We start from the raw sequence: 13,677 nt of genomic DNA, 5'->3' as shown, positions 1-13,677 counted from the left end.
ATAGTAAAAGTATTCCTTAAACCTCTTGTTGCTTTGTTTACCATTTAAAGTTGGGTGCTTTTTCAGGGGGCGTTAAAAAAGACAAATCAAAGTAATATTCACTAGGATTATCTTTTTTGATCAGAATGGTGACTTCTTTATCTTCCAGCATATCGCTAGGGTCGAATAATAAGTAATCACTTTTAAATATATGTAATGCGGTGGCATTTGGATTTAACCATTCCGTATAAATTCGATATGGTTTTTTTCCTTTACATTCATGTTCTGGGTTTATTTCAACGCTTCTTAAGACTGTTTTAATTTCAACTCCATGGTTTTGTAAATAGCGTACTTTTCGCTGTTTCTTAAAATCTTTCAAGTGAATAAGAATAAAGCAGAGTATTAAGGCGCTACCAAGATCAGCAAGAATGCTGAAGGGAGATGTAAAGCTTGGGGTGGGTTTTAAAATGGCTCTGCCTGGTTCAGACTCACTATAAATGACAGCAATAGACTGCCCATTTTGTAACGGCTGGGTACTTTGAGGTGAGCTTAGGTGAAGCTCAATTTCTTGATTCCACAGGGTTTTGAAAGAAACAATTAAACCTTGTTTAAAGGCATTATCCTGTGGAGAACTTGGTTGAACAATATGTCCACTGGCTTCTTGGCTATCTTTGAAAGGGTGCTGGGATTGATAAAACAAGATACTTGCGATTAAAAGTAAAAAAAGGCCTATGGTTAAAATAATATATTTAGCGTGTTCTAATTTATCCATTTGATACTTCCCTTCATCGTTTAACGCCATAAATCATTTACAGCTGTTTGTCTAAATTGGAGAAAACTTCTTTAGGTAAATTCTTAATCTAATTAGCAGAATACGTTATTTAACAGAGTGCTTAACAGAAAGTTTTTATTGTTTTTTGTTATGCGTTTGTACAAAAAGTGAGGCCTATTTAAGCCTAATTTAAAAGGAGGTAAGAAGGTTTTTATGAGGCTGACTCAATAATGATAGGAGAGAGCTTTCTAGGAAGTTGGTTATGGATGTCAGTGCACCCTAAGGGGAAAGGTGCACTTTATTTAGAATAATATTGAGTGTGATTACTTTTCGACAAAAGCTCTTTCAATCACATAATCACCTGCTTCACCAATACGCGGAGAAATTTTAAACCCTCTCTCATCAAGAAGTTCTCGACATTCAGCTAGCATGGATTGGTTGCCGCATATCATGACTCTATCTGTTGCTGGATTCATTGGTGGAAGCCCTAGGTCACGACAAAGTTTGTCCGTCCTAATAAGTTCAGTCACGCGGCCTTCATGTTTATAGCTTTCTCTTGTCACTGTTGGGTAATAGCTAAGCTTTTCTTTAATTTCTTCACCTAGATATTCGTTGTCAGGCAGCTCATTTTCAATAAAGTCTTGATAGGCTAAATCAGCGATATGTCTGGTGCCGTGAACTAAGATGACTCTGTCAAAACGCTCGTACACTTCTGGGTCTTGAATAACACTCATAAAGGCGGCTAAACCCGTTCCTGTGGCAAGTAAAAAAAGGTTTTTACCGGGTAAGAGGTCATCGACAATGAGGCTGCCAGTTGCTTTTCCCCCTAGAATGATATTTTCACCCACTTGAATATTCTGCAGTCTTGAAGTGAGGGCACCATCGGCCACTTTAATGCTAAAAAATTCGAGCTCGTCAGCATAATTAGGGCTGGCGATACTATAAGCCCTTAATAAAGGTTTGGCGTCGACTTCAAGTCCTATCATCACGAATTGGCCATTCTTAAATCTAAAGCCTGGGTCTCGCGTGGTTTTAAAGCTGAATAACCCATCATTCCAATGATGGACTTGAGTGACTTGTGCTGTACTTAAACTGGCCATGGTTGGCTCCATATAATTATCTAATGATAAGACTATAAGGCGAGAGGAGGATAAAATCTTATGGATTCTGGTGATTATTTATATAGGTATTATTTATGATTTATTGGTTATTGTTTTGTTTTTGTTATAATGAGAGTAACTATCTATATAGCTAAAACCACAGGCCTTAAAGTAAAAATCCTTTTAAAGGGGAATCTATAGGCCCCCAATAATAATTACCCCTTTTGTAATATAATAAAGAACTAAACCACGTTTGTTCAATCCAACCTGTTTTAGGCAAATATTTATTGAGAGAGAAAGTTTGATGACTAAGCCCTTTAACCCTTTAAATGCCGCAGAGCAACATGTCATTCTTCATAAAGGAACAGAGAGACCTTTTACTGGAGAGTATACAGACACAACCGCAGAGGGGGTTTATCTTTGCCGCCAATGTGATGCGCCTTTATTTTATTCAGAGCATAAATTCTTATCTCATTGTGGTTGGCCAAGTTTTGATGATGAGATTGAAGGTGCAATTAAACAGCTACCTGATGCAGATGGAAGACGTGTCGAAATTGTTTGTGCTAAGTGTGATGGTCATCTTGGGCATGTGTTTGAAGGTGAGGGATTAACCACTAAAAACCTTAGACATTGCGTTAACTCAATTTCAATGAAATTAGTAACAAGAGATGCTACTTAAGTCACTTTTATATTGGTTTTTACATGTCTAAAGCTCATTTGTTTTATCGATTTGGCCAACCTGAATTGAATAAAAAGTTGGATGAAACTGATATAAGCTTTGTTGATATTCGTAAGCGTTTTAATTTTCGCTCTATTCAATTAGGGCGATGGGTAACACCTGAAGAGCAAAAGCGAGCAGCCCACGCTTTTTATCATGCACTAGTGACTTTAATGAAAATATTGCAAGCGCCTGAAAACCTTATTTCATTGCGAGCAAGTCTATCATTACAGTACGGTAGAGGTGGTCGTCCTGGTGTTGCCGCCCATTACTCGCCCCACGAAAGGTGTTTTTCTTTAGCTAAAAATGCAGGTCCAGGTAGCATAGCGCATGAATGGTTCCATGCTCTTGATCATTACTTGGGGTCTCAAGCATTTCAGACATTACCCAGTTTTGGCCAAGGTCTGAACTATCAATCAAAGGCTTTGTTTGCTTCCAAAGCTTGGCTTCTAGATGCGCCTATGCGTCGACATCCTTTAAATGATTTGTTATCGAACTGTTTTAAGGCCATTTTACTAGATGAAAGCGGCCATGCGGCAAGTCAGCTTGTACAAAACTCCAACCTTATTGATAAAAAGTTAAATCAACTTTATTACAGTTTGCCCGAAGAATTATGTGCAAGAGCATTTGAAGCTTTTGTTGAGGATGCAGGTTTAGCAGACGCAAGTTTAATTAATTCTTTTCTGGTGAAAGGAAGCCGCCATTCAGAAGAAGCAAGGTTAGGCCTTTATCCAGAAGGTGAGCATAGGTATAAGATTAATCAAGCTTTTACCGAATACTTTGAATTATTAGGCGCCTACTTAAACAGCGGGCTTTGAGTAGTGTTTTAAGTCTGTTTACTTGTTTACTTGTATTTCGCTTTGTAGCCAGTGATAAAACTGCTGTACATGATCATTTTGTTGACGGTAGCTAGGTACTAAAAAATAAAAACCATAGCTACTTTTGTATTCAGCATCTAACACATTAACCAACTCACCTTTTTTTATAAATTCAGTGGCCAAAAAGTTTGGAACAAGGGCGATTCCTTGTTTTTGCTTAGCTGCCTCTAAAGACATAAAGAAATGCTCAAAACCATGATGGAAATTGGGTGCTTCTTGTGGTTTCCCTCCTTCTAATACGCTGCTTAAAAACTGTGACCATAATTGAGGTCTAGTGGTTTGCATTAGTAGTGGGTGTTTTAGAATGTCCTGAGCTTGATTTATGGGTGTTTGAGATAACAAGTCAGGGTGAATAACAGGAATGAGTACTTCTTCTGCCAAAAGTGTTGAGTTTTCATGGCTTAAAGAAAGTGGTAAACAGCGAATTGCTATGTCAGCACTTGCCTGGTGAAATTGAAAAGCACCATCTCCTGATACCATATTTAGTCGTAAATTAGGTAAGGCCTCACTGAGCCTTTTTAAGCGAGGTATTAGCCATAGATGGCTTAAAGAGGGAATGATATTTAGCTTTAAACTATGATTGTTGGTTTCTAGTTGTTGTAAATTTGCTGTAGAACTTTGGATCTGTTCTAGGGCTGACATAATAGTGGGTAAATATTGTTTACCTGCTTTAGTTAAAGCAAGGCCTGTTGTTGTGCGGTCGAATAAGGCTAGCTGAAGATGTTCTTCTAAGGACTTAATCTGCTTACTGATTGCCCCTTGGGTAACACAAAGTTCCGCAGCGGCTTTAGAAAAACTTAATTTACGTGCCGCCACTTCGAAGGCTTTTAATGCATTTAGTGGGGGGAGTTTATTGGGCACAACTTACCTCATTACTTTTTCTCATAGGGTCTGAGAATATATCGTTTGTCGGTGAGGGTAAAGACATCATAAATTAAGTTTCTTCTTGATAATGATAAAGATACCTACACCACAATGAACCATATTTTTCAACGCCACTGTCATGCCAATTTACCTGTCGCCGCTCGAGGCGAAGGTGTTTATATTTTTGATCAAATGGGTAAATCTTATTTAGATGCGAGTGGCGGTGCTGCTGTGTCTTGTTTAGGTCACAGCCACCCTGCAGTAAAGGCGGCTTTACATGAACAAATTGATCAATTGGCTTATGCTCATACAGGATTTTTCACGACAGAGGCTGCTCAAAACTTAGCCGATAAACTAGTCGCATCAGCACCTGGTAAGCTTGAGCATGTATATTTTGTATCAGGTGGTTCTGAGGCGGTTGAGTCTGCGTTAAAGCTAGCTCGCCAATATTTCGTTGAAAAAGGCGAGCTGCAAAGATCTCGTTTTATTTCTCGAAAACAAAGTTATCATGGCAATACGCTGGGTGCGCTTTCAGTTGGCGGAAATGCCCTAAGACGCGAACCCTTTTCTCCTTTACTTATGCCTGTTGAGCATATTTCTGCTTGTTTTGCATACCATGGTCAGACTGCATCTGAAACCGCATTTGAATATGGTCAACGCATGGCAAATGAACTAGAGGAGAGGTTATTAGAAGTTGGTCCTGAAACTGTCATCGCATTTATTGCTGAGCCTGTTGTGGGTGCAACAGCTGGCGCTGTTGTCGCTGAAGAAGGTTACTTTAAGCGTATTCGTGAAATATGCGATAAATATGGCGTTCTTCTTATTCTTGATGAGGTGATGTGTGGCATGGGTCGTACAGGTACCTTATTTGCTCACGAGCAGGAAGGTATCGAAGCTGACATGGTAACAATCGCGAAAGGCCTAGGGGCAGGGTATCAGCCAATAGGTGCTATGATGGCATCTTCTGAAATACATAATACTATTTCAAATGGTTCTGGCTTTTTTCAACATGGTCATACATATATGGGCCATGCAACGGCTGTCGCGGGTTCATTAGCTGTTCTTAATGCAATCGAACAAGATGCTCTACTACCTCGTGTTAGGGTTGCAGGGGATTTATTACAAGCGAAATTAGAAAAACGCTTTGAGAATCATGCTTTCATAGGGGATATTCGAGGTCGAGGCTTATTTCGTGCGATCGAGATAATGGCAGATAAAGAGAAAAAAACACCCTTTGCTGCAAGCACAAAACTACATGCAAAAATAAAAGCTCAGGCGATGGAGCTTGGCCTTATGTGTTATCCAATGCCAGGTACAATTGACGGTCAAGAAGGGCATCATGTGCTTTTAGCTCCTCCATTCATTATTAGTGATGACCAGCTTGATGAGTTAACTGACAAGTTGTATTTTAGTATTGATGCCGTAACTCAAAAACATTACAAGGAAAGTGTTTAATGACAAGGATTAATGGGAATAGTCCCGCTTGTGCTGTTATCGTTGCGCCTAATGGAGCAAGAAAGAGTAAACTCGATCATCCTGCTTTACCTATCACCCCTGATGAACTTGCAGAAGAAGTCGCTCTATGTGTTGTCGCTGGCGCTAGTATGGTTCACCTACATGCTAGAACAAAAACAGGCCGTCACTCTCTGGAAATAGATGATAATCGTGCAGTTATTGCAGCGGTTAGAGAAAAATTAGGTGATGAGGTGATGATCCAACTGACCACAGAGGCAGTTGGTATTTATCAGCCTGAGCAGCAAATGGCATTAATTAGGACGTTAAAACCTGAAGCAGCTTCTTTTGCTTTATCTGAACTTATTCCAGATCCATCTTTTGAATCTACTGCCAGTGAATTTTTTCATTGGGCTGCTGATAATAATATTGTCGCTCAATACATTGTCTATTCAGCCGATCAGCTTGCCTATTATTTAGATCTTCGTAAAAGAGGCCTTTTACCTAAGAATAAGCATCACCTGTTATTGGTTTTAGGTCGATATCACAAACAACTAGAATCAGATCCATCCGACTTAACTCCTTTTATTCATCTAATAGAACAATTAGATGATATTCGTTGGGCAATTTGCGCTTTTGGCAAAAAGGAACAAGACTGTTTATTAGCAGCAGCGAAGTTAGGCGGTGATGTACGCATAGGGTTTGAAAATAATCTGTTTTCTAAGACAGGAGAGTTAGCAAAAAATAATGCTGCTCAAGTCGAAGAGATGGTGTCACGTTTACAGGAAATTAAACGTACAGCAATGACAACTGAGGTGCTAAGGAATCAGTTCTAGTCGTACAAAGGAATGAATACTTACTTTTGTTTCAAAAAAGCAAGGTAAGCGAAAACTATCACTTAACAAATAAAGCAAACAATAAAACAGCTAAGGGGTCGTCAATGAAATACATTAAATCCACACTTATCGGTGCAGGTATTGCCGCATGTTTTGGTGGAGCATCTGTTACTGCTCAAGCACAAGAGTTCATCACAATTGGTACAGGGGGTGTAACGGGTGTTTATTATCCAACAGGTGGTTCGATTTGTCGCTTGGTGAATAAAGCGCGAAAAGAGCATGGCATACGTTGTAGTGTTGAAAGTACAGGTGGATCTGTATACAACATTAACACTATCCGCGAGGGTGAATTGGACATGGGTGTTGCTCAGTCTGACTGGCAATATCATGCTTACAATGGCACCAGTAAATTTAGCAAAAATGGTAAATTTGAAGACTTAAGAGCGGTTTTCTCTGTTCACCCTGAACCATTTACATTGGTTGCTCGTGCTGACTCAGGTATTAAAACCTTTGAAGATCTTAAAGGTAAGAGAGTGAACGTAGGTAATGCGGGTTCTGGTCAACGTGGCACAATGGAAGTTGTCATGGATAAATATGGCTGGGATATGGATGACTTTGCGTTGGCATCTGAGTTAAAAGCGGCAGAGCAGTCTAAAGCACTTTGCGATAACAAAATTGATGCAATGGTCTATGTTGTTGGTCACCCAAGTGGCTCTATTAAAGAAGCAACAACGTCTTGCGATAGCGTTATTGTAGAAGTCTCTGGTGCTAAGATTAATCAACTAGTGGCTGATAATTCTTTCTATCGTACTGCAACTATCCCAGGCGGCATGTACTCAGGTAATGCTAAAGATGTGGGTACCTTTGGTGTGGGTGCGACTTTTGTAACTTCTGCAAAAGTAGATGATAAATTGGTCTACAACGTGGTTAAAGCTGTGTTTGAGAACTTTGAAACCTTCAAAAAGCTACACCCAGCTTTTGCTAATTTGAAGAAAGAAGAGATGATTAAAGATGGCTTGTCTGCACCATTACACCCAGGTGCGGTTAAGTACTATAAAGAAGCGGGTTTGATGTAAGTCGACAAGTTCGTTTAATTGTCACTTCAACAGGGGCTTAGGCCCCTGTGTTTTTACGTTTTCGGCATAGGAATTAATCTATGAACCCCAAACATTTATCTGGCTCAAATGATGAGCAAAATAATGCAGCAGATGAGTTTTTAAGCTCAGAAACTGGGAGCCGTCAATTTAACGGTAATATGGCAAAGCTCGTTGTCGGCACATTAATCGCTTGGGCAAGTTTTCAAATCTGGTACGCTTCTCCTCTTCCATTTATTCTTAATTTTGCCACTTTTAATGAAGACCAAGCTAAGTATATTCACTTATCATTTGCGATTTTTTTAGCATTCTTTTTATTTCCTGCAACAAAGAGTTCGAGTAAAACGTCTGCATCCTTACTCGATATAGTGCTTGCGGTAGCTGCCTCAAGTGCGTGTTTATATTTATTAGTTTTTCGCAATGACCTCGCTTCTCGTATGGGGGCACCAACCGTAACAGATATTATTGTTGCTGTTGTGGGTATGCTAGCGCTCCTTGAAGCAACACGAAGAACCCTTGGGCCGCCGTTAGTGATAGTCGCGGTTGTCTTCTTGACCTTTACTTTTGCTGGTCAATATATGCCAGACGTGATTGCTCACAAAGGGGCAAGCTTGAAGAAAGTTACTTCCCATCAATGGCTAACGACCGAAGGTGTTTTTGGTGTTGCTATCGGTGTTTCCACTACCTTCGTATTTTTATTTGTTTTGTTAGGCTCATTGCTTGATAAAGCTGGCGCCGGTAATTACCTGATAAAGGTTTCTTTCTCCTTGTTAGGCCACATGCGTGGCGGACCGGCTAAAGCTGCCGTCGTAGCATCTGGCTTGAGCGGGATTATTTCAGGTTCTTCAATTGCGAATGTAGTTACCACAGGTACTTTTACTATCCCTTTGATGAAGCGAGTCGGCTTTCCGGGTACGAAAGCGGGTGCTATCGAAGTAGCAGCTTCTACTAATGGCCAGTTAACACCACCTATTATGGGGGCTGCAGCTTTCTTAATGGTGGAGTATGTTGGTATCCCTTATATAGAGGTGATTAAACACGCTATTCTGCCTTCTATTATTTCCTATATTGCCTTGGTCTATATCGTCCATCTTGAAGCCTTAAAGCTTAGTATGAAGGGGATTGAAAAGCTTAACAAGCCAACACTTGCCATGCGTATGTTGTCTTGGATGAGCACATCTGTGATTCTACTAGTATTAGGTCTGGTGGTTTTCTATGGGTCTAGCTTTTTAGAAATGGTATTAGGTGGCACATCTTATTTGGTGATGTTGTTACTTATAGTGGCTGCGTATTTTGCGTTAGTAAAATTATCAGCTGCGTATCCAGATTTAGCTGAAGATGAAACAAGTATTGAGTTAGACCACTTGCCAGAACCTAGACCTACCGTGTTCTCAGGTCTGTATTTCTCTTTGCCAATCGTTGTTCTTTTATGGGCATTAGCGGTTAAGCAATACTCTCCTCAACAATCTGCTTTTTACGCAGTGGTGTTTTTAATTGCCGTAGTGCTAACTCACAGGCCAATCAAGGCTTGGTTCCGTAATGAAACCAATTGGGCTGGCCAGTTTAAGGTATGCTGGAATGAATTTATTGATGGCATGATCACCAGTGCTAGGAACATGGTCGGTATTGGTATTGCCACAGCAGCAGCGGGGATTATCGTCGGAACAGTAACATTAACAGGTTTAGGTCAGATGATGACTGAATTTGTTGAGTTTATTTCCGGTGGCAATCTTATTCTGATTCTTATTTTTACCGCGATTATTTGTATTGTTTTAGGTATGGGTTTACCGACAACAGCAAACTATATTGTGGTATCGACCTTGATGGCACCCGTTATTGTGTCATTAGGCGCTGAGAATGGCCTAGTTGTTCCCTTAATTGCTGTTCACCTCTTTGTTTTCTATTTTGGTATTTTGGCTGATGATACGCCACCCGTTGGTCTTGCTGCGTTTGCCGCAGCAGCAATCAGTGGTGATGACCCAATTAAAACGGGTATCCAAGGCTTTATTTATGACATACGAACGGCGATCTTGCCTTTCATGTTCATCTATAACACCCAGCTTTTATTGATTGGTATAGATTCGATTCTAGATCTCATATTAACCGTCGTCAGTGCGATAGTTGCCATACTTGTCTTCTCGGCTGGTACCCAAGGTTATTGGTTGGTTAAAAGCCGATTATGGGAATCTTTAGTGCTTGTTTTAATCGCTTTTAGCTTATTCCGTCCAGGTTTCTGGTGGGATATGGTCTACGAGCCAAAAACTCAAGTAGCGCCAACTGCATTGATTCAAGAAGTAGAAGCACTTAATCAGGGTGACTTTATTCAACTTCAGGTAGAAGGTGTCACCATTGAAGGAGATGAAGTGAGTAAAACTGTCTCATTGCAGCTGACTCAAACAGATGGCGATGGTATGGCAAGACTTCAATCTTTTGGTCTGAATCTAACCCAAGATGGTGAGATCTGGACGGTTGATTATGTTGATTTTGGTAGTGCTGCCGAGAAAGCCAGTATTGATTTTGGTTGGCAAATTATGGGGATAGAAAAAGAATCCGATAGGCTACCTAAAGAGCTGGTATTTATACCTGCATTGCTTGTCTTGCTTGTTATTCGTAAATTGCAGCAGCAAAGACTTAACTCTTTTGTATCTGGTCAAGCTGCTTAGGAGGCATTATGTATGACACAGTGCTAGTGCCGGTTGATCTGGCAGAAAAAGGCTACACAGATAAAGTGATAGAGCATGCTTTGCATGTTCTATCACCTGGCGGAAATTTAATTCTTTTAACCGCATTAACTGGGTATCAAATGCCATTAGTTGGGTCTTTCTTCCAACCAGGGACTTTTGATAAAGCGGTAAAACAAGTGCATCAAAAACTGGTTGAATTTGTAAATGATGAGCTTCCCATTGATGCTAATGATTGCACTACCAAGGTTGTTGAAGGAAAGCCAGTGGAATCTATTTTAAGCGTTGCTAAAGAAAGTAATGCGCAAGTGATTGTCATGGCTAGCCATAAGCAGTCGAGAGTGGGTTACATGATGCTAGGCTCAATCGCAAACAAGGTATTAAGCCATTCAGATATCCCTGTCATGGTGGTAAAGGGTTAACGCTTCAATCATGTAAGCGCTAATAATTGGTGTTAGACAATTTAGACCGCACATTTATGTGCGGTTTTTTTTGCGTTGCATTTTAGAAGAGAATGACTAAATAAGACTCTTAGGTAAAATTTGTGAAAACTCCTTGCTTCTTAGATACAGAGAATTCAAATTTACGTATCCTAACTGCCTGATAATAATGAGATAAAGGATTAACTATGTCAGATATTAAACTTCATGGTTGAAGTTGAAAAACTCAAATCAGTGTTGCGTAAAACAAAGTCGGTTGGACATTCTCGCTATGAAAATTCAGCAGAACATAGCTGGCATGTGAGCCTTATGGCGCTTTTGCTAAAAGATCATGCTGATGACGAGATCGATATTAATCGGGTTATTAAGATGCTTCTGATCCATGACTTAGGTGAAATAGAAGCTGGAGATACCATTATCTATGCCTCCGAAACAACTGAGATAAAGCAGCAAGAGGGTCAAGGTATCCGTAAACTCTTTGCTCTGTTACCTGCAAAAATGGAAGATGAATTCAATAGCTTATGGTTAGAGTTTGAAGCAGGCGAGACGAATGATGCTAAATTCGCCAAGGCCATTGATAGAGTGCCACCGCTTTTACATAATATTCATGGAGAAGGGCATAGTTGGAAGCTGCACAACATATCTAAAGAAAAAGTTTTCTCATTAAATAAAGCACGCATTCAAGGTGCAAGCCATACATTATGGGAAGAAGTAGAGACTGAGCTTAATAAAGCGGTTGAAGCTGGGGCGTTAAGCTAACTCTAATGCTAGAGAGTTAGCAAAATACTAGCGTTAAGAGTACATAAACAAAAAGGTTTAATAATATGATCAATGACGTTCAGTTAAGGCAAGCCAGCATTCAGGATGCAGAACAGCTCTTAGCGTGGCGTAATGATGAACTAACAAGGTTATCTAGCCATACTCAAGATTTGATAGAGGTTGCTCAACATCAAGTTTGGTTAGAGAGGTCGCTGAAAAATACAAACCGTAAACTTGTGATTGCAGTCTATCAAGATGAAGACATTGGTTCATTGCGGGCTGATTATGATAGAAAGAAACAAGCTTGGGAACTTTCTTGGACTTTGGCGCCAAACTACAGAGGTAGGGGGTTAGCTAAAGAGATGGTGCTTGTTTTTGCAAATAGTATAAAAGATGCCATTTGTGCTGAGGTGAAAGAAACTAACTTGGCTTCAGTTAGAGTAGCTGAATATGCAGGTTTAACATTCACTCATCAGCAGCATCAGGTGTTATTTTTTTCCCGATCTGAGCTTTGCACTTCACAAGATTAATAAAGCGTAATTCCACGTAATATATCCTGAAATTTGGGTTAGATAGACTCAAGTTACTTGATCCCCTTTCAAGTGGCCCTTGGGCCGCCAAAGCAAGGATGCTATTTGGCTATTAATGTCAAAAAATTGATATAAATCCGGTTAAAAACACTTAAATTTGCGATATTAAGCTCAATAAATGGCACTTTTGGCCGATTACCTATATGAGAGTGATATTTAATGAAAATGTCACTAAATCCCATAATAATTGAGTAAACAATAACCGATAACTTTAACGGATTTAAAGGTGGTAAGTATGCAATCGGAAAATTTGAGTTTAACTCGAGAAAAGGATGTTGCAGCGAGTCAGAGCTTTGAAGAGCTCTCAGGTAAGGATAAAAAAGACAATCAAACTAATGACTTTGAAAGTAAAATTAAGGTTAAAACAGCACGTAAAACGACAAAAGTTAAAGTCGCTAAGCGTCTTTGTATTTTTGAATAAATTTTTTTAAATACATTCCTATTTTAGTTTGAATGGCAAATAAGGCTCGAGAGTAGTCAATTTGCCATTCGCATCTTTTTTGAATACTCCATCATAACGCTACATTTCTTCTGTATTCTGTTTCTGACTTACTTTCAGTTAACTGTAACCTTCTATAGTTTTGGACCTATTATGCTAATTTTGCTATTCCCCGTCTGGGCTTTATTGCTAAGTGCTTATGCTTACTTCCAGCCAAACTTTTTTGTAGATTTTAAAAGCTACATTATTCCCCTTTTAATCATTATTATGCTTTCAATGGGGCTAACATTAACAGCAAAAGACTTTAAGCAAGTTCTGGCGAGCAAACGAGCTGTTATCGTCGGTGTATTGTTGCAGTTTATGGTAATGCCAATAGCAGCTTTACTTGTTAGCAAAATATTTGGTTTTGATGATGAATTAACTATTGGTATGCTTCTAGTGGGCAGTGTTGCTGGAGGTACAGCATCAAATGTTATGTGCTACCTAGCAAAAGGTGATACGGCTTTATCAATTTCAATGACAAGTATCTCAACCTTAATCGGTGTTGTATTAACTCCGCTTCTGGTCGCTCTTATGGTAGGAAAGGGAGTTGATATTCCGGTTCAGGCCATGCTGGAAAGTTTAGTCAAAATTGTACTTTTACCCGTGACAGTCGGCGTCTTATTGAATACTTTTTTTGCTAAAAAAGTGGAAAAGATTCAGTTTTTATTACCCTATATTTCTATGTTTACCATTGTCTTTATTATCGCCATAGTGGTTGCTTTAAGCGCAGGAAAACTCGCTGAAATAGGTTACTTGATTGTCTTTGCCGTGATGATTCATAACAGTATAGGTTTGATCTTAGGTTATAGTGTCACTCGTTTGCTAGGCTTTGATGAGAGAATATGTCGAACAATAGCATTTGAAGTAGGGTTACAGAACTCAGGACTAGCTGCCGCTCTAGCGATTAAATTTTTTACACCTGTTGCGGCTTTGCCAGGCAGTATATTCAGTATTTGGCATAATGTTTCAGGCTCGCTATTAGCGAGTTATTGGAGCAAGCAAAAAAGTTAGATAAAAAGGCCTGCTAACGTTA

14 protein-coding genes are annotated in these 13,677 nt (G+C 39.6%); 11 read left to right on the top strand and 3 right to left on the bottom strand.

Features of this window, described 5'->3' with window-relative positions; all coding sequences use genetic code 11:
• Positions 1 to 37: 37 nt before the first annotated feature.
• Entirely contained in the window at positions 38 to 751 is a 714-nt protein-coding gene (locus TW85_RS26040) for a DUF3592 domain-containing protein (RefSeq protein ID WP_052702335.1), read from the bottom strand.
• Between the two features lie 323 nt (positions 752 to 1,074).
• Positions 1,075 to 1,851, bottom strand: a complete 777-nt coding sequence (locus TW85_RS20380) for a ferredoxin--NADP reductase (RefSeq protein WP_046019016.1) — start codon at positions 1,849 to 1,851, stop codon at positions 1,075 to 1,077.
• A 304-nt stretch (positions 1,852 to 2,155) separates the two neighbouring features.
• On the opposite strand from TW85_RS20380, the gene TW85_RS20375 reads away from it, so the two are divergent.
• Together TW85_RS20375 and TW85_RS20370 are read left to right on the top strand one after the other, a co-directional pair.
• Positions 2,156 to 2,530 (top strand): methionine-R-sulfoxide reductase, encoded by a 375-nt coding sequence (locus TW85_RS20375; protein WP_046018995.1) that lies wholly within the window; start codon positions 2,156 to 2,158, stop codon positions 2,528 to 2,530.
• A 23-nt stretch (positions 2,531 to 2,553) separates the two neighbouring features.
• Complete coding sequence (locus TW85_RS20370) at positions 2,554 to 3,387, top strand: CLCA_X family protein (RefSeq protein WP_046018994.1); 834 nt, start codon at positions 2,554 to 2,556, stop codon at positions 3,385 to 3,387.
• Positions 3,388 to 3,405: 18 nt separating this feature from the next.
• On the opposite strand, the gene TW85_RS20365 is transcribed toward TW85_RS20370, so the two are convergent.
• Entirely contained in the window at positions 3,406 to 4,308 is a 903-nt protein-coding gene (locus TW85_RS20365) for a LysR substrate-binding domain-containing protein (protein ID WP_046018993.1), read from the bottom strand.
• A gap of 114 nt (positions 4,309 to 4,422) precedes the next feature.
• On the opposite strand from TW85_RS20365, the gene TW85_RS20360 reads away from it, so the two are divergent.
• From TW85_RS20360 to TW85_RS20320, 9 genes are all read left to right on the top strand, one after another.
• Positions 4,423 to 5,766, top strand: a complete 1,344-nt coding sequence (locus TW85_RS20360; protein ID WP_046018992.1) for an aspartate aminotransferase family protein — start codon at positions 4,423 to 4,425, stop codon at positions 5,764 to 5,766.
• Entirely contained in the window at positions 5,766 to 6,599 is an 834-nt protein-coding gene (locus TW85_RS20355) for a 3-keto-5-aminohexanoate cleavage protein (protein ID WP_046018991.1), read from the top strand. Before TW85_RS20360 ends, TW85_RS20355 begins: the two co-directional genes overlap by 1 nt.
• Before the next feature lie 104 nt (positions 6,600 to 6,703).
• Positions 6,704 to 7,675 (top strand): TAXI family TRAP transporter solute-binding subunit, encoded by a 972-nt coding sequence (locus TW85_RS20350; protein WP_046018990.1) that lies wholly within the window; start codon positions 6,704 to 6,706, stop codon positions 7,673 to 7,675.
• An 80-nt stretch (positions 7,676 to 7,755) separates the two neighbouring features.
• Complete coding sequence (locus TW85_RS20345; protein WP_046018989.1) at positions 7,756 to 10,356, top strand: TRAP transporter permease; 2,601 nt, start codon at positions 7,756 to 7,758, stop codon at positions 10,354 to 10,356.
• 8 nt (positions 10,357 to 10,364) lie between these two features.
• Positions 10,365 to 10,796 carry a universal stress protein gene (locus TW85_RS20340; protein ID WP_046018988.1) on the top strand — a complete coding sequence of 144 codons (432 nt, stop codon included), beginning with the start codon at positions 10,365 to 10,367 and terminating at the stop codon, positions 10,794 to 10,796.
• Positions 10,797 to 11,021: 225 nt separating this feature from the next.
• Positions 11,022 to 11,573: an HD domain-containing protein gene (locus TW85_RS20335; protein WP_046018987.1), complete on the top strand. Its 552-nt coding sequence runs from the start codon at positions 11,022 to 11,024 to the stop codon at positions 11,571 to 11,573.
• A 65-nt stretch (positions 11,574 to 11,638) separates the two neighbouring features.
• Positions 11,639 to 12,103, top strand: a complete 465-nt coding sequence (locus tag TW85_RS20330; protein ID WP_046018986.1) for a GNAT family N-acetyltransferase — start codon at positions 11,639 to 11,641, stop codon at positions 12,101 to 12,103.
• Positions 12,104 to 12,398: 295 nt separating this feature from the next.
• Positions 12,399 to 12,584: a hypothetical protein gene (locus TW85_RS20325; RefSeq protein WP_046018985.1), complete on the top strand. Its 186-nt coding sequence runs from the start codon at positions 12,399 to 12,401 to the stop codon at positions 12,582 to 12,584.
• Between the two features lie 171 nt (positions 12,585 to 12,755).
• Positions 12,756 to 13,655, top strand: a complete 900-nt coding sequence (locus TW85_RS20320) for a bile acid:sodium symporter family protein (RefSeq protein ID WP_046018984.1) — start codon at positions 12,756 to 12,758, stop codon at positions 13,653 to 13,655.
• Positions 13,656 to 13,677: the final 22 nt, after the last annotated feature.

The organism is Marinomonas sp. S3726 (genome assembly GCF_000967665.1).
Taxonomy (GTDB): Bacteria; Pseudomonadota; Gammaproteobacteria; order Pseudomonadales; family Marinomonadaceae; genus Marinomonas.
This window is presented reverse-complemented; position numbering and strand designations above follow the sequence as displayed.

Coding starts and splice junctions, on each gene's coding strand:
- TW85_RS26040 (WP_052702335.1), bottom strand. CDS start 751: ATGGATAAATTAGAACACGCTAAATATATTATTTTAACCATAGGCCTT.
- TW85_RS20380 (WP_046019016.1), bottom strand. CDS start 1,851: ATGGCCAGTTTAAGTACAGCACAAGTCACTCAAGTCCATCATTGGAAT.
- TW85_RS20375 (WP_046018995.1), top strand. CDS start 2,156: ATGACTAAGCCCTTTAACCCTTTAAATGCCGCAGAGCAACATGTCATT.
- TW85_RS20370 (WP_046018994.1), top strand. CDS start 2,554: ATGTCTAAAGCTCATTTGTTTTATCGATTTGGCCAACCTGAATTGAAT.
- TW85_RS20360 (WP_046018992.1), top strand. CDS start 4,423: ATGAACCATATTTTTCAACGCCACTGTCATGCCAATTTACCTGTCGCC.
- TW85_RS20355 (WP_046018991.1), top strand. CDS start 5,766: ATGACAAGGATTAATGGGAATAGTCCCGCTTGTGCTGTTATCGTTGCG.
- TW85_RS20350 (WP_046018990.1), top strand. CDS start 6,704: ATGAAATACATTAAATCCACACTTATCGGTGCAGGTATTGCCGCATGT.
- TW85_RS20345 (WP_046018989.1), top strand. CDS start 7,756: ATGAACCCCAAACATTTATCTGGCTCAAATGATGAGCAAAATAATGCA.
- TW85_RS20340 (WP_046018988.1), top strand. CDS start 10,365: ATGTATGACACAGTGCTAGTGCCGGTTGATCTGGCAGAAAAAGGCTAC.
- TW85_RS20335 (WP_046018987.1), top strand. CDS start 11,022: ATGGTTGAAGTTGAAAAACTCAAATCAGTGTTGCGTAAAACAAAGTCG.
- TW85_RS20330 (WP_046018986.1), top strand. CDS start 11,639: ATGATCAATGACGTTCAGTTAAGGCAAGCCAGCATTCAGGATGCAGAA.
- TW85_RS20325 (WP_046018985.1), top strand. CDS start 12,399: ATGCAATCGGAAAATTTGAGTTTAACTCGAGAAAAGGATGTTGCAGCG.
- TW85_RS20320 (WP_046018984.1), top strand. CDS start 12,756: ATGCTAATTTTGCTATTCCCCGTCTGGGCTTTATTGCTAAGTGCTTAT.